Source organism: Pseudomonas sp. FBCC-B1667 (assembly GCF_059133255.1).
On sequence record NZ_CP101437.1, the window covers coordinates 2,635,802 to 2,652,040 of the forward strand.

At 60.4% G+C, this 16,239-nt stretch carries 13 protein-coding genes; 7 read left to right on the forward strand and 6 right to left on the reverse strand.

What is annotated here, in order from left to right; genetic code table 11:
• Nucleotides 1-20: 20 nt before the first annotated feature.
• Genes NL116_RS11890 through NL116_RS11905 form a run of 4 tightly spaced genes read right to left on the reverse strand, consistent with a single transcriptional unit; the run spans nt 21 to nt 3,819 of the window.
• Complete coding sequence (locus NL116_RS11890; RefSeq protein ID WP_494377321.1) at nt 21-668, reverse strand: CpsD/CapB family tyrosine-protein kinase; 648 nt, start codon at nt 666-668, stop codon at nt 21-23.
• Entirely contained in the window at nt 669-1,415 is a 747-nt protein-coding gene (locus NL116_RS11895) for a sugar transferase (RefSeq protein ID WP_494377322.1), read from the reverse strand.
• Nucleotides 1,412-2,470: an NAD-dependent epimerase gene (locus tag NL116_RS11900; RefSeq protein WP_494377323.1), complete on the reverse strand. Its 1,059-nt coding sequence runs from the start codon at nt 2,468-2,470 to the stop codon at nt 1,412-1,414. Before NL116_RS11900 ends, NL116_RS11895 begins: the two co-directional genes overlap by 4 nt.
• Entirely contained in the window at nt 2,467-3,819 is a 1,353-nt protein-coding gene (locus NL116_RS11905; RefSeq protein WP_494377324.1) for a UDP-glucose dehydrogenase family protein, read from the reverse strand. The genes NL116_RS11900 and NL116_RS11905 overlap by 4 nt, the downstream gene beginning before the upstream one ends.
• A gap of 388 nt (nt 3,820-4,207) precedes the next feature.
• Between NL116_RS11905 and NL116_RS11910 the strand changes: the two genes are divergently transcribed.
• Entirely contained in the window at nt 4,208-5,905 is a 1,698-nt protein-coding gene (locus NL116_RS11910) for a sulfatase-like hydrolase/transferase (protein WP_494377325.1), read from the forward strand.
• A gap of 114 nt (nt 5,906-6,019) precedes the next feature.
• Here NL116_RS11910 and NL116_RS11915 read toward each other — a convergent pair whose 3' ends face one another.
• Entirely contained in the window at nt 6,020-7,075 is a 1,056-nt protein-coding gene (locus NL116_RS11915; protein ID WP_494377326.1) for an AraC family transcriptional regulator ligand-binding domain-containing protein, read from the reverse strand.
• A 71-nt stretch (nt 7,076-7,146) separates the two neighbouring features.
• Between NL116_RS11915 and NL116_RS11920 the strand changes: the two genes are divergently transcribed.
• Complete coding sequence (locus NL116_RS11920) at nt 7,147-8,061, forward strand: LysR family transcriptional regulator (protein WP_494377327.1); 915 nt, start codon at nt 7,147-7,149, stop codon at nt 8,059-8,061.
• Between the two features lie 126 nt (nt 8,062-8,187).
• Here the strand turns inward: NL116_RS11920 and NL116_RS11925 are convergent, their stop codons facing one another.
• Complete coding sequence (locus NL116_RS11925) at nt 8,188-9,114, reverse strand: LysR family transcriptional regulator (RefSeq protein ID WP_494377328.1); 927 nt, start codon at nt 9,112-9,114, stop codon at nt 8,188-8,190.
• 94 nt (nt 9,115-9,208) lie between these two features.
• Between NL116_RS11925 and NL116_RS11930 the strand changes: the two genes are divergently transcribed.
• From NL116_RS11930 to NL116_RS11950, 5 genes are all read left to right on the forward strand, one after another.
• Nucleotides 9,209-10,048, forward strand: a complete 840-nt coding sequence (locus tag NL116_RS11930; protein ID WP_494377329.1) for an AraC family transcriptional regulator — start codon at nt 9,209-9,211, stop codon at nt 10,046-10,048.
• Nucleotides 10,049-10,152: 104 nt separating this feature from the next.
• Nucleotides 10,153-11,979, forward strand: coding sequence for a DUF1302 domain-containing protein (locus NL116_RS11935; protein ID WP_494377330.1), 1,827 nt, complete (start codon nt 10,153-10,155; stop codon nt 11,977-11,979).
• 11 nt (nt 11,980-11,990) lie between these two features.
• Nucleotides 11,991-13,328, forward strand: a complete 1,338-nt coding sequence (locus tag NL116_RS11940; protein WP_494377331.1) for a DUF1329 domain-containing protein — start codon at nt 11,991-11,993, stop codon at nt 13,326-13,328.
• A 112-nt stretch (nt 13,329-13,440) separates the two neighbouring features.
• The gene (locus NL116_RS11945; RefSeq protein ID WP_494377332.1) at nt 13,441-14,787 is read left to right on the forward strand and encodes a DUF1254 domain-containing protein; all 1,347 of its coding nucleotides are present in this window, start codon (nt 13,441-13,443) and stop codon (nt 14,785-14,787) included.
• On the forward strand, nt 14,784-16,169 hold the full coding sequence (locus NL116_RS11950; protein WP_494377333.1) for a DUF1254 domain-containing protein: 1,386 nt from the start codon (nt 14,784-14,786) through the stop codon (nt 16,167-16,169). Before NL116_RS11945 ends, NL116_RS11950 begins: the two co-directional genes overlap by 4 nt.
• Nucleotides 16,170-16,239: the final 70 nt, after the last annotated feature.

Below are 16,239 nucleotides of genomic sequence, written 5' to 3' on the forward strand. Positions count from 1 at the left end.
CGTCATCCTTTTCTGGTTGCTTACAGGTTTTTGTACAGCCATTTCGGCATGTAGTACTTGCGACGGTTGAACACGCTGCCGACCATTTTTGCGCCGGCCTGGGTCAGGCGCTGGACCGCGGCTTGCGCCACTTCCCAGCGGGTGTCTTCCGCGCGAACGACCATGATCACCCCGTCCACCTGCGTGCTGATGACCAGCGTGTCGGCGGCGGAATACACCGCGTCGCCGTCGATCACCACAAAGCGATACTGGCTGCCGAGCTGATCGAGCAATGGGCTCATGCTTTCGGCGGTCAGGTGTTCATTGCCGCGGGCATAACGGCCGTTGGGCAAAATGTCGAAGGGCAGGCTGGCGACGTTCACCACACAGTCCTGCAGCATCGGCGGGCTCTGGTTGTTGAACATCAAGTCGCGAAAGCCGCGCTCCTTGGTCAACCCCAGTTGTTGCGTGAGGTTGTTCGAGGACTGGCTGGCGTCGACCAGCAGCACTCGGCCGCTGCTCATCTGGGCCAGTTGACTGGCCAGTGCCAGCGCGCTGGTGGTGGTGCCCGCGCCTGCGTTGGCGGCGGTCAGCAGTAGGATCCGCAGATCTTGATCCAGCACGGTCGAAGTCAGGTTGGACTCGCTCGGGTTGGCGATGCTCAGGCTTTTGTTTGATGAACCGTCCATTTAACTCGCTCCGTGGCCGCTGAATACTTTGAAGGGGGTTTTCAACAGGATCTTCAGATCAAGCAAAAGGCTCTGCTCGGCGATATAGCTGAGATCCAACTCAACGCGCTGGTCGAAGTCGATATTGCTGCGCCCGGAGATCTGCCACAGGCCGGTCATGCCGGGGTAGATGCTCAGGCGTGCAAGGTGGTTATCCTTGTAGCGGTAGGCGTTGAATGAAGTCGGCCGGGGACCCACCAGGCGCATGTCGCCGGTCACTACATTGATCAGGTTCGGCAGCTCATCGAGGCTGCTGCGCCGCAGGAAGCCACCGATGCCGGTGATGCGCGGGTCCTTGTCGATCTTGAAGTCGATGGCGTCGGCACCGTGTTTGTTCAGGTGCCGCAGCGACTCCTTGAGCTCCTCGGCGTTGGCCACCATGGTGCGAAATTTGTACATGCCGAACGCGCGACCGCGGTAGCCGGTGCGTTTCTGCACGAACATCACTGGCCCCGGGCTGCTGAACTTGATCGCCAGCGCCAGGCCCAGCAGCACGGGCGAAATCAATACCAGGATGATCAATGCACCGAGGCAGGCGACCACCCGGTTGGTGCGTGACAGCGTCCAGGGACGACCGCCGTCACGGCCGGTTATCCAGCCACGCCCCTGCATGTGAATCGCCGCATCCATGCGAATCCGGTGCTCGGGATCAAGGCGTTTATCCCGGCGCATTTGTTTGAGGGGCACACCTTTTTCATGTCCAGTCATAGAGTCCTCCGCTGAAGTTCAGCCGCGAGCGGCGCGTGGGCGATAGGCAGTTGGTAGTAATCGCGGAACCAGGCGATGAAACGCCCGAGCCCCTCATCCAGCTCGATACAAGGCTGAAAACCGGTAGCGCGCGCCAGGTCACTGGCGTCGGCGCAGGTATTGAGGACGTCACCCGGCTGCAGGGGCAGCAACTCGACGATGGCTTGTTGTCCAAGGTGTTTTTCCAGCAGCGCCAGGTAGTCCTTGAGTTCCACCGGGTGCTGGCCGCCAATGTTGTAAATGCGCCACGGCGCCATGCTGCTGGCCGGATCCGGTTGCTCGCGGTCCCATTCGGCGTTGGCCCGTGGTGGACGCTCGATCAGGCGGGCGATGCTTTCGATGATGTCGTCGATGTAAGTGAAGTCGCGCTGATGCTCGCCGTAGTTGAACAGCTTCAGCGGCAGGCCTTCGGCAATGGCGCGGGCGAACTGGATCGGCGACATGTCGGGGCGACCCCAGGGCCCGTACACCGTGAAAAAGCGCAGGCCGGTACAGGCAATGCCGAACAAATGGCTGTAGCTGTGGGCCATCAGTTCGTTGGCTTTCTTCGTCGCGGCGTACAGCGACAGCGGGTGATTGACGCCGTCCTGCACCGAGTACGGCGTGTGTTGGTTGGCGCCGTACACCGAACTGGACGAGGCGTAGATCAGGTGTCGCACCGGGTGCCGGCGGCAGCTCTCGAGAATGTTGAGGAAACCGCTCAAATTGCTGTCGAGGTAGGCCCGAGGGTTCTCCAGGGAGTAACGCACCCCAGCCTGGGCGGCGAGGTGGATCACTACGTCGGGTTTTTCACGGACGAACAGGGCTTCGATGGCCGACGCATCGGCCAGGTCAACCGTTGCGAGCTGGAAATGGCCGACCTGCTCCTGCACCCAATCGACGCGATCGCGCTTGAGTTGCGGGTCGTAGTAATCGTTGAAATTATCGAGGCCGAACACCTGGTGCCCGTCGCGCAACAGTCGCAACACACAATGGGCACCAATAAAACCGGCCGCTCCGGTGACGAGGATCTTCATGGGCGCGGCGCCTCGGGTGCAATGTGGCGCAAGCCGATACCGCTGTAGTGCAAACCGGCCGCAGCGACCTGCTCCGGGTTGTACAGGTTGCGACCGTCGACGATCACTCGTGAACGCAATTTGCTCGCCAGCAGGTCGAAGTCGACCACCCGGAAGTTCTTCCACTCGGTGCAGATCACCAGCGCGTCGGCATCTTCCAAGGTGTCGTCACGGGTGGCGCATAAATGCAGGTCTTTGCGGTAACCGTAGATTCGCCGGCATTCGGACATGGCTTCGGGGTCATAGGCCTGCACCGTCGCGCCTTCGGCCCACAGGGCTTCCATCAGGTAGCGGCTGGGTGCTTCGCGCATGTCATCGGTGTTGGGTTTGAACGCCAGGCCCCAGATCGCTATGGATTTACCGGCGAGGCCGTTCGGGAACTGCGCCTTGAGTTTGCCGAAGAGAATGTGGCGCTGGGTGTCGTTGACGTCGGTGACGCTGCGCAACAGGCGCAGAGGCATACCGTTTTGTTCGGCGGTGTGCAGCAGGGCGCGCAGGTCCTTGGGGAAACACGAGCCACCGAAGCCGCAGCCCGGGTAGATAAAGTGGTAACCGATGCGCGGGTCGGAACCGATGCCCCGACGTACTGCTTCGATGTCGGCCCCCAGCAGCTCGGTGAGGTTGGCCAGTTCGTTCATGAAACTGATACGCGTGGCGAGCATCGCGTTGGCGGCGTACTTGGTCAGCTCGGCGCTGCGGTTGTCCATGAACATAAGCTTTTCATGGTTGCGGCAGAACGGCGCATAGAGCTCGCTCATCTGACTGCGGGCTTCATCGTCGAGCGTGCCGACGATAATCCGGTCAGGGCGCATGCAGTCGGCGAGGGCGCTGCCTTCCTTGAGGAACTCCGGGTTGGACACCACCCGCACATTCAGGGCGCCCTTGCCACGGCGCTTGAGTTCTTCGTTGGCGGCGGCGGCTACTTGGTCCGCGGTACCGACCGGCACGGTGGATTTGATGATAAAGGTGCGATCGGCCTCCATATGGTGGGCGATCTGGCGAGCGACGCTCAGCACATGGCTGAGGTCGGCGGAACCGTCTTCATCGGCGGGCGTACCCACGGCGATGAAAATCAGCTCGGCGTGTTCGACCGCATCGCTGGCCTGGGTGGTGAACAGCAGTCGACCGGCCTTGATATTCTCTTCCAGCGTGCTGGAAAGCCCCGGTTCGCTGATCGGAGGCACCGCTTGTTGCAGTTGTTTTATTTTGTTTGGATCAATGTCGACACATAAGACGCGATGTCCGACATCGGCCAGTGCCGCAGCTTGTATCAGGCCAACATAGCCCGTACCAAATACGCTCACGTCCATATTGGCGTGCCTCGTAAGACGGTTGAGATAACGAAATTAATACTGTCAAAAGGGGTATAGCCCAGCGTTGGGAAAGCGTGTCAGCAAAATGACATTCTCTTGTGGTAGCCAATCCCCATTTTTGGGGGCTAAATGCCATCAAGTGCTTGTTGGCGCTGGATTTGTCTCGATTTTGAAGGGTTTTGAAGGATTTGAAGAAAACGATAGACGGTCTAGTGCCTTGAAACACAGGGGAAAAATCCCCACATGTGTGTCAGATTTGAGTCAACGTTTTTTTGACGCTTTAGGAATAAGTCCGACAATTCTTGCGCTTTGATGGCCCGGTGCTAGTGTCAAAAAATGGCCGACAATCTATTGGCCAATCGCCCCTCACGAGTACCTAAAGAGAATGATTCGATATCTCAAAGAACTCTTGTTAGTTCTCTATTTACTTAAGAACTACGACTATTACCTTGAACGTTTAAGTGCGATGGGCATCGGTTTTCCGGTGTTGCTTTTCGGTGGCATGTCCATCGCGCTGACGGTGACGCTGTTTATGACGGCGTACATTCGGCAGACGCTGATTCGCCATCTGTTCGCGTTGGTGATGTTCGTGTCGGCGGTGTTTTTCGACGTCTATACGCGGGTCACGGCTGATTACCTGACCTACAGCAGCTTCGTGTCGTTGGTTTATTCGGGCGGGTTCATCCAGGAAGCGATTTACCAGTACCGTGATGCAATCATCAGTGGCCTGCTCGGCGGCTTGCTGTTGTTGTTTGGCATCGGCCTCAAGCCACGCCGACGCATGCCGCTACCCGGTGCGTTACTCGTGACCGCGCCGGTGCTCGGGGTGCTGCTGCTGAGCGCGGTGTTGTTCGTGCGGGCCGGCGAGGGTGCCCGGGGTTTGCCGATCATGTACACGCCGCTGGCCTACCTGAACCTGTTTACCTATGAAGCCTTGCACAACACCGTCGGCCCGCGAGAGCCGGTGAGCCTGGTGCGCAATGACCAGCCGGTGGGCCACGACATTGTGTTGATCATCGACGAGAGCATTTCCGGCAACTACCTGGACATCAACGCGCCGTTCGGTGTGCACAGCAACCTCCGGGAACCGCGCCCCGGTGTCGATATTTTCAACTACGGGTATGCCGCCTCGATTGCCAATTGCAGTGCTGACACCAACGTCACGTTGCGCTACGGCGGCACTCGCACCGACTACATGCGTATCAACACGACGATGCCGTCGATTTGGCAATACGCCAGGAAGGCCGGCCTGCGCACCGTTTACATCGACGCCCAGCGTACCGGCGGCAACTTGCAGAACCTGATGAACGACGCCGAGAAAAAGGACATCGACGAGTTCGTGCAATTCGACCAGACCAGCGTGCGTGACCGCGACATGGCGGCGGCGGCCAAACTGGTTGATCTGCTCAATGACGGCAAGCCGGAATTGGTGGTGATCAACAAGGTCGGCGCGCATTTTCCGGTTCACGATAAATACCCCGACGGGTTCATGGCGTACCGTCCGACTTTGCCCCGCGGGCAGTTTGTCGAAGTGGCCGATACCGGCAAGCGAGACGGGTTTAACGGTCAACCGGATGACTGGCTGCTGTACCGCAATGCCTACAAAAACACCTTGCTGTGGAACGTCGGGGAGTTTTTCTCGCGGGTGTTCGCCCAGGCTGACTTGAGCAATGCGCTGTTGATCTACACCTCGGACCACGGGCAGGACCTGCATGAGCGGGGCAATCCGGGACTCAATACCCATTGCGGTGGTGACCCGGTGGAGGAAGAGGGATTGGTGCCGCTGGTGGTGATTCAGGGCAGTGGTTTGAAAACCCTGGACTGGTCGGCGCAATTGGCCACGAACAAGGATCGCTCCAGCCACTACAACATCTTCCCGACGCTGTTGCAGTTGATGGGGTATGACCTGGCGGGAATCGAGGCGGTGTATGGCAAGCCGTTGAGTGTGGCGACGGCCGACGAGTTTACGTTCAACTACCGGTTCAATGCGCGGCTGGGGGCGAAGCCGGAGTGGAAGCATATTGATTTGAAAAGCATCGTGACGCCTTCGCAGGCGCCGACGAGTGTGGCGGCGGGGCAGTAAGGTTTATTGTTGGTTTTACTGGCCTCATCGCGAGCAAGCTCGCTCCCACAGGGGTTTTGTATGCGCCGCAAATCCAATGTGGGAGCGAGCTTGCTCGCGATGGGGCCCTACCATTCACTCGAGATCTAACGGCTGTGCCCACCGCGTCCGGTACACCCCCGGCGCACACCCCAGCCACCGCAAGCACGCGCGGTTGAAACTCTGCACATCGCTGTACCCCAACCGATCCGAAATCTCCACCAATTCCAGCTCCGCTGCCTGCAACAAATCTTCCGCGCGGCAGCGACGGTACTCATCCAGCAGTTCCGAAAAGCTCCAGCCCAACGCCTTCAGCCGACGTGCCGCGGTGCGTTCCAGCAAGTGATGGTCGGCACAAAACTGCTGCCAATTGGAACTGGCGAGGTTGGCGATCAAATGGTCGCTGACTTGCTCCAGCAACGTCGGTTCACTGTTGCGCCGGGTCTGCTCCAGCAAGTCCACCAGCGTTTGTTCCAGCTCATGATTGCCCGGTGTCAACGCGGTCACGAACAGCTGCGGGTCCAGGCGAATCGAATGATGTGCCTGAGCCCAATGCACCTTGGCGCGGAACGCTAGTTCGTGAGCGTGCGGATTGGCGGCCTCTGGCCGGGCGAGACCAACGCTTAAAACCGGGTCACGCTCCAGACCGCTGGCGAGCAACTTTCTGCGCAACATGCTGCACAGGCTGACGAGGATGTAGTCGGTGGTCGGCGCAGCGGCTTTCAGGCTGCCGCAGTCGAGCAGGCGCAACTCGACGCCTTCATCGTTGCGCACGATCTGCGCCTGGAAATGCCCGTTGAAGAACGGGAAAAACCGCTCGAAATACACGCACGCACTTTCCAGCGAAGCCGCTACGTCGAACAGGTATGTCAGGCCATTGGTGGCGGTGGAAACGAAGCGCCGACCCGCCACAAGACCGATCAACGGGTCGCCGGTCTGCTCCAGCGCAAAGTCCCAGAAACGCCGCGAGAGCAACAGCGGAATACGCATGAACGGCGTGCGCAACTCGAACAGGCTGCGGCGAAACATCGCTTCGATGGTTTCCCGGGCGAAGCCGCGGGCCAATAGTTCTTCGATGGCCGGCAGCAAGGTCGGCGCATAAAACGTATTGGGTGTTGGTTGATGGCGCAGTGGCTGAGCGCTTTTTGTCATGTAGGGCTCACAGCGTGTTCCGAAACTCTGGTTAGGCTGCTCGACGTTAAGCGATTTGCCGGAGCAAGACCATGCTTGATTTACGCCAGCTCGACCTGAACCTGCTGCTCGCCTTCGATGCCATTTACCAGCAACGCAGCGTGACCCGCGCCGCCGAAGTGATGTGCCTGTCGCAACCGGCCATGAGCAATGCCCTGCGACGCCTGCGTGAATTGTGCGGCGATCCGCTGTTCATCAAGAGCCGCCTCGGTGTGACCCCGACGCTGGTCGCGCACCGACTGGCGGACTTTGTGCGCGCTGCCCTGGAATCGTTGCGCGACGGCTTGCGGATGATTCCAGCGGCGCGGCAGAACAATCCGTTGTTGCGCATCAGTTGCCTGGATTGCCTGCAACCGGTGCTGCTCGATGCCTTGCTCGAATCCCCCCAGGCCGACTGGCAGGTGCGCTACTTCCAGCCGCGCCGTCGCGACGCTTTGCAGGAACTGGCCAGCGGCAAACTCGACATCCTCATCGACCTCGACCAGCCGCTGGCCGGCCTCGCCGGTCTGCACAAGCAGGTGTTGCCATCCGATCATTACGTGTTTGCCTATGGTGCCGCGCTCAAGGAACCGCCACGGACCCTGCAAGCCTTTCTGGAGCAACCGCAGATTCAGATCTCCAGCCGCCGCGATGGCCTCAGCCCGGTGGATCTGCACCTCGGTTTGAAAAGCCTGCGCCGAACGATCGCGGTGAACACTCAAAGCACGCTGGCCGCCAAGCTGATCGCCGATCGGCAACCCTTCGGCATGAGCCTGCCGAGTCGGGTTGCCTCGGCGCTGGGGTTGCAGCAAGTACCTTTGCCGCTGGATGAATCGGTGGAACTGAAATTGGCGTTGTACATCGAGGGGCGTTATCGCTTTGAGCGCAGCCGGGAGGAGGCGATGCATTGCCTGCTGCGTGCGTTGGGCGAGCCAAGGGCGATGCTGGCGTTTGCGCGTCGCGCCTGAATCAAAAGCCAACACAGAACCCCTTGTAGGAGTGAGCTTGCTCGCGATGAGGGCATTACATTCAGCATCAATGTTGACTGGCACGCCGCCATCGCGAGCAAGCTCGCTCCCACAGGGTATGCGGTGTCAGGGCTGATCCATTGCAAGCAAACGCTGGTCCACCGCCCGGATCGCTTCCACCATCGCCTGCGCCGCTGGCGTCAAGGAATGGCCCGGGCGGCTGACGATGCCGTAGTGCAATTGCAGGCCGGGGTCGTCGCGGGGAATGTCGGCAAAATCGAGCAAGTGGATGTGCCCCTGACTGGCCAGTTCGGCGAGGGCTTCCATGGTCGCGATGCCGACGGCGTCGGACTGCATGACCACCCGGCGAATTGCATCGAATTGCGCGCATTCGACGCTGGGGTTGAAGTCCGGCTGGCCCTGCACGTCGGCGAGGATCTTGCGGATCATCGGCGGGACCCGGGTGCCAACCACCGCGTAATCGAGCAGGGCGCTCAGGGACAAAATTTCGCGCGAGGCCAGCGGGTGACCCGTGCGACAGAAGAAGCGCCCGCGCCGCGGGCGCAGCAGTTGCACCTGATACTGCGGATCACCGGTGAAGTATCGGGCATCAGCCACCAGGAATTCGATCTGCTGCTCGCGCAGCCACAGCGCCAATTGCTCCCAGTCACCAAGGTGGAAGCTGGTACGAATCGCCGGGTGTGCCTGGATAAATTCCGCCAGCGCCTCGGGCACCAACAGTTGCGCCGGGTACGGGCCGCTGCCGAAGTGGAGTTCGCCACCGGTCAAGCCGTTGTATTGGGTTAGCTCGTTGTGCAGTGCCTGGCTGCCGGCGAGCAGACGCCGGGCATGTTGCAGCACCAATTCCCCCTGGCCAGTCAGGCGGAACTCGCGGCTGCTGCGTTCCACCAGCGCGCAATCGAGGTCCCGTTCCAGGGTCTGGATGCTGCGACTGAATGCGGGTTGACTGAGATTGATCGCTTCGGCAGCGCGACCAAAACTGCGGTAATCGGCGAGGGCCACAAGGTGGCGAAGCTGGCGTAAGTCCATCATGCGTCTCCTGCATTTCGTGAATACTTTTAATGCATTTGATCGATATCACGACCACTGGCATAACTACAACCCTGTTAACTCGCCGTAGCCTGCCATGCCTGATCAAACGTTCGCTTCCAGCGCCTTTACCCGCACCATTCTCATTCACGCCCAACAGTCCGGCCTGTGCCAGGAACAATTGTTGGAGCGGGCGGGCATCAGCCTGTCGTGGCTTGACGAGCAGGGCCTGCACATCCCGGCGCACCTGGTCGAAAAACTCTGGGAGGAGTGCGAACGCCTGGGCGCGGGCGCGACATTTGGCTGCGAGCTGGTCAACGGAATGGCTACCACTTGCTTGCAGGGCTTGAACATCTTGCTCGACTCCGCCGCGACCCTGCGCGATAGCCTGGCCTGTTTCACCGAGTTTCTGCCGCGCGTCACCAACTACGTGATAGCCGAGCTGGAGGAGGGCGACGGACAGGCCAGATTGCACGTGCGCGGGACGCTCCGGCAGCCACACTTTTTTGGCCTGGATGCCGCAACGTTGAGCCTGGTGCGCAACATTGCCCATCGGGTCGGACGGGCACCGGGGGAGGTGTTTGTCGACGTGTGCGTGACACCGCAACAAGCGGCCGGCGAATGGTTACGCAGCGTCGGCATCAATGTGAAAGAAGGGCCGCATGTGTGCCTGACGTTACCGTTGGCCCGCCTCGACAATCCGTTGCTGGGGGCTAATCCGTTTCTGCATCAAAGCATGCTGCGTACCTGGCAAACCGCTGCCGCGCACACGACCCGCAGCGACAGCCTGGACATGGCGCGGCACTGGCTGACGTCCGGTGATCAACCCATCGAACGCATCGCCGAGCGCCTGGGTTACCGCCAGCCGAGCAACTTCATCCGGGCCTTTCGCAAACAGTTCGGCATCACCCCCAAACAGTTTCGGTTGTCGTTGTAACCGCTGTGGTCGTGATGATTACTTTTTGTCGGCCATCGCTTGCGTGTCGACATTGATTGTTGGGCACCGTGTCCGGGCTGAGTAATCCTGACCGGAGCCCAATAATGATAAGAAAAAGCTCGGCCACAGCCGGAGTCCGTCAACGACTTCATCGGCTTGGCCACACCCGCCCGCAACCGCTTGCGCTGGCGATTCTTGCTGTCTTGACCGGGCCCGCACAGGCCACTGCTTTTGACATCAACGACGATTGGAGCCTGTCGACCAAAACCACGCTGACCCTGGGCAGCAGTTGGTCGACGCAAAACCCCTACCATAGCCTGATGACCCGCGCCAACGCGTTGCAAGCCCAAGGCGTGCCTGCCAATGGCACCAGCGTCAGCGCCGACGACAACCGGCTGAATTTCGAGAAGGGCGATCCCATCTCGCAGAACTTCAAGGGCCTTACCGATTTCAGTCTCGATGGTCAGGGGCAGGGCGCGTTCATTCGCTTCAAATACTGGTACGACCATGCGTACGAAACCCGTAACGGCCGCTTCAAGGATTTTGACGATTCGGGCTGGGACGACCTGTCGAAGTTCCAGGGTTTCAAGACGCTCGACGCTTACGTCTGGAAAGATTTCCAGTTGGCCGATCGACCGTTGAACGTGAAGGTCGGCAACCAGGTGTTGTCGTGGGGCGAATCGTTGCTGATCCAGAACGGCATCAACGTGATCAACCCGCTGGATATTTCGGCGTTCAACCGCCCCGGCGTGGAGATCAAGGAAGGCCAATTGCCGGTGGAGATGGTCTCCTTCAGCTTCGGCCTGACCGACAGCCTCAACCTCGAAGGTTTCTACCAGTACAACTGGCGCGAAAGCGTACTTGACGGCTGCGGCACGTTTTTCGCCAGCAGCGACGCCATCCAGAAAGGCTGCGGGCCGCTGTATTTGAGTCAGGTGCAGACCGATCAACAGATGCAGGCCGCGGGGCTGTACGCCACCTCCCGAGGCAATGAATCACCGTCCGACAACGGCCAGTTCGGCTTCGCCTTGCGCAACATCATCCACTCGCTGAACGATGCTGAAGCGGCGATCTACTACGTCAACTATCACTCGCGCTTGCCGTATTTCACCCTCAACGCGAAGAACACCAGCCTGCCCGGTACCTTCCCCGGCGGCGTCCAGGCGCCAAGTTATGCGGCGGCGTTTCCGGAAAACATTCACCTGTACGGCATCAGCCTGAACGGCGTCGAACCCAACAGCGGTATCTCCCTGGCCGGTGAACTGGGCTATCGGCCGAACATGCCTCTGGCGATCAACGCGCCGGACATCAACGTCGCGGTGATTTCCGGGGCGGGCGGCAGTTCGTGGGTCGAGTTGCCGCCGGGATTCAACACCAATGGCGGCAGCACCTACGACGGCTGGGTGCGCAAAGGCGTCTGGCAAGCGACTGGCTCGGCCACTCAGGCCTTCGACAACGTGCTGGGTGCCACGCGCCTGAGCCTGTTCGGCGAGGCCGGCGTGGTGCACATCGACGACCTCGGCGATGAACGTCTGGGCCGCAGCGCCGCGTTTGGCCGCAGTGCGCCGCGCAACGGCACGCTGTGTAACACCGTGGCGTCGGGCGTAACCAATCAGTACTGCACCGACAAAGGTTTCGCCACCGAGTGGTCGTGGGGTTATCGCCTGCGCGCCAGCCTCGAATACAGCGACGTGCTGCCCGGCATCAACCTGATTCCGGCAGTCAACTGGCGGCATGACGTCTCGGGTTATTCCTACGATCCGCAAGGGCCGTTCCAGGAAGGCCAGCAAGCGTTGGGCGTGAGCCTGACCGGCGTTTACATGAACGATTACAGCGTGGAACTGGCTTACAACGCCTTTTTCGGTTCCAACGATTACAGCACCCTCGACGACCGCGATTTCGCATCCGTCAGCTTCAAGGCAGACTTCTAAGGAGAACCGTTATGCGTATGCAATTGTGCGTGCTGGCGCTGGCCTGCACCGTCGGCCTGGCTCAGGCCAAAGGCACTGACTCCGCCGCTCTGGGCAAAACCCTGACCCCCATGGGTTCGGAAATGGCGGCCAATGCCGACGGCAGCATTCCGTCGTGGACCGGTGGCCTGGGGAGCAACGCCGGCAGCGTCGACAGCAAGGGCGGTTACAGCGACCCGTATGCGGCCGAGAAGCCGTTGTTCACCATCGATTCGAAGAACGTCGCGCAGTATCAGAAGTTCCTCAGCCCCGGTCAGATCGCGTTGTTCAAGCGCTTTCCCGACAGCTACAAGATGAACATCTATCCGAGCCATCGCAGCGCCAACCTGCCCAAGGACATCTTGGTGCAGAGCCGCGACAACGTCGCTAAAACCAGCATGGCCGATGGCGGCAACGGCTTGCACGACTACGCACGCGGCATTCCGTTTCCGCTGCCTACCGAAGGCCTGGAGGTGATGTGGAACCACATGACCCGCTATCGCGGCGGCAGTTACGAGCGCATCAGCAGCTCGGCATTGGTGCGTGAAAACGGCGCCACCAGTTACGTGCGCAACCAGTCGTTGATCAACTTCGCCGACACCGTGGGCGGGTTGGAGCAGGGTGCCAACATCCTGTTCATGTTCAAGAGCCGCGTGCTGGAACCGGCACGGTTGTCCGGCGAAGCGGTGCTGGTGCACGAGCCGATCGACCAGGTCGCCGAGCCGCGTTCGGCGTGGCAATACTTGCCGGGCCAACGCCGTGTGCGTCGCGCGCCGATGATCGCCTACGACAACAGCGCCCGTTACAGCAATGGCCTGATCACCGCCGACAACATCGATGGCTACAACGGGGCGCCGGATCGTTTTGACTGGAAGCTGATCGGCAAACAGGAACTGTTCATCCCGTACAACAGCTACAAAATCGGCAGCCACAGCCTCAAGTACGACGAAGTGATCAAGCCCAACCACATCAACCAGGACCTGGCGCGTTATGAGAAACACCGGGTGTGGGTGGTGGAAGCCACGCTCAAGCCGAACGCTCGACACATCTACGCCAAACGCCGGTTCTATGTGGACGAGGACAGCTGGCAGATCGCGCAGTCGGACCAGTACGACAGTCGCGGCGAACTGTGGCGCAGTGGCGAACTGCACGCGATTCAGCAGTACGACCATGGCTTCACCTACAACGTGCTGGAAACCTCGTATGACCTGATTTCCGGGCGCTACTACGCCGGTGGTTTGGCCAACGAAGAGACCGAACCGATGCGGGTCGGGTTCGCGGCCAAGACCGATGACTACACCCCCTCGGACCTGCGGCGTTGGGCCAAGTAACTATTCATTGAATCACCGCAAGTCCAAATGTGGTGTGACCTCAAATCACGCATCCCCGAAAAACTGATGTGGGATCGGTGTGTGCCAATGTTTATCTATCAGGAGATCTGCCGTGCGCTACTGGATATCCGCTCTGGCCTTGGGCGTCAGCCTGGGCACTGTTCATGCAGCAACCCTCGATTCATCTCAGGCCAAGGCGCTGGCGCAAGAGGCTTACGTCTTCGCCTACGCCACCGTCGAGCACGACAAAGTGCTCACCGCCATCGCCGCCAGACTGCCCTTCAACCGGCTCTACAGCGAGCCGCGATTGCTCGGTCCGCAGGACAACAAAGTGGTGTCGCCCAATAACGACACCTTCTATTCCCGCGCCTTGCTCGACCTGCGCGGCGAACCCATGGTTCTGGACGTGCCGGCCGTGGAAGGGCGCTACTACAGTTTCCAATTGGTCGACATGCGCACGGACAACCTCGACTACATCGGCACCCGTGCCACCGGCAGCAAAGCAGGGCGTTTCCTGATCGCCGGGCCGGATTGGCAAGGCGAAACACCGAAAGGTTTCAGCGGCGTGATTCGCTCGCCGAGTCGCCTGCTATTCCTGCTCGGCCGCACTGAAGTCAAAGGTGAAGCCGATCAGCAAGACGCCGCGAAGGTGTTGATGGGTTATGCGCTGCAACCCTTGTCCAAAGTGATCGGAGGCGCTACGCCTGAGGCATTGCCACCGCTGCAGTTGCCCGCTTATCAAGACACTAAACAAGGCCCGGCCCAAGCCCTGTTCAGCACCTTCAATAGCCTGGCGCCGCTACACGAATGGACGCCGGCAGAGCGCGAAAAACTGCAACGCTTTACCGCTATCGGGGTGAAACCCGGCGCCGCGTTCGAACCGCCAGCGGATTTCAGCGAAGCGATTGCCCAAGGTGCCGAGGCCGGCCGCGAGCAAGTCCGTACCGTATCGAGTCAGGTCTCGGTGGAACAGCAAGGCTGGTTTCGCTCCCCGACCAACGTCGGTAAATTCGGCGACGACGACTTGACCCGTGCGGCGGTCGCCTGGCGCTACATTTACGCCAACGATCCGGTGGAAGCGGTGTACCCGATGGCCTTGCACGATTCCCAGGGTCAGATGCTGGACGGCACCAAAGCCTATCGCCTGCATTTTCCCGCCGGGCAATTGCCGCCGGTGAACGCCTTTTGGTCGTTGACCCTGTACGACGGCAAAACCCAATTGCTCGCGGCCAACCCGATCCAGCGTTACGCCCTCGGCGACCGCAGCCCCTATCTGCGCTACGACGCTGATGGTGGCTTGACCCTGACCTTGCAATCCGCTGCGCCCGCTCAGCAACAAGGCAACTGGCTGCCGACGCCACAAGGCTCGTTCAATCTGTTGTTGCGTCTATATCTGCCCAAGGCCGGTGCGCTGGATGGCAGTTATCAGTTGCCGACCATCGCGAGGGTTGAGCCATGAACCTGATCTGCAGCCGTCGTCGATTGCTCGGCGGCATGGGTGTTCTGGGAGGCAGCCTCATGTTTCCACGCGGGTTGTTGGCCGCAGAACCCGAAGACCTTCGAGCCATCGCGCAGGAGGCGTGGATCTACGCCTACCCGATGCTCATGCATTACCAGACTCTGGAAAAACAGCTGCTCAATCCCGCTGCGCCGGAGTATGTCGGCGGCTTCAATCGCTTCCGTCACTACAGCGAGCTGTACACGCCGAAAAACCGTGAAATCGTGACGCCGAACAACGACACACCGTACTCCTGGGCCTGGCTCGACCTGCGCAGCGAACCGCAAGTGTTGAGTGTGCCGGCAGTCGATGACGACCGTTATTACGTGCACCAGTTGGTGGACCAGTACACGCATAATTTCGCTTACGTCGGTGTGCTCAGCACCGGGCGCGAGGCGGGGGATTATCTGATCGCCGGCCCTGATTGGCAGGGTCCGACGCCCGCTGGCATTAAAGCCGTGCTGCGCAGCGAGACCGAAATTGTCATGGTGCTCGGGCGCACCGGCCTGGAAAACGCCGATGACCTGCCGGCAGTTCGCGCGTTGCAGCAGCAATACCGTTTGCGTCCGTTGCATGAGTACACCGCCAGTGAGGCGCCGATCGCGGCGCCCGCAATCGACTGGCCTGCGTGGGACAGCAAGAGCGGATTGGGGCCCTCGTTCATCACGGTGCTCAATCAGATTCTTACGCTGTGCCCGACCCAACCCGCCGAGCAGGCCTTGCGCGCACGTTTCGCCCGCATTGGCATCGTGCCGGGCCAAGGGTTCGATGTCGCTGCGTTGCCGGTGGAAACCCGGCAGGCGTTGATCGCCGGCATAGCCGATGCTCAGGCGCAACTGCAAACAGCAGTGACCCAGGTGCGCACCACGCTGGGCCTGTTTGGCAACCGCACAGCGCTGCAGGGCAATTACCGGAATCGAGCGGTCGCGGCGAACGTTGGCATCTACGGCAACAGCGTCGAAGAGGCGTTCTACACCGGCAGCCGCCAGGACAATCAGGGGCAGCCCTTGCGGGGCGGGCGGCGTTATCGCCTGCGGTTTGCGCCGGGGCAATTGCCGCCCGCCAGTGAGTTTTGGTCGTTGACGCTGTATGACTTGCCGGATCGGCAATTGGTCGCGAACACCATTGATCGATATTGCTTGAGCAGTCGGAATCAGCTGCAGGTGGATGCAGACGGTGGGGTGACGCTGGTGATGCAGTCTTCGGCGCCGCAAGAGCAAAGCAACTGGCTGCCGACGCCGACGAGCGGGGCGTTTACGTTGGTGTTGCGGTTGTATGGGCCGGGACAGGAAGTGATTGAACAGCGGTGGCGGATGCCTGCGGTAGAAGTGATTTCGGCATAGCCCGTCGGCCGCCTTCGCGAGCAAGCCCGCTCCCACATTTAACCGCGTTCTCCCTGGAAGAACCCGGTTA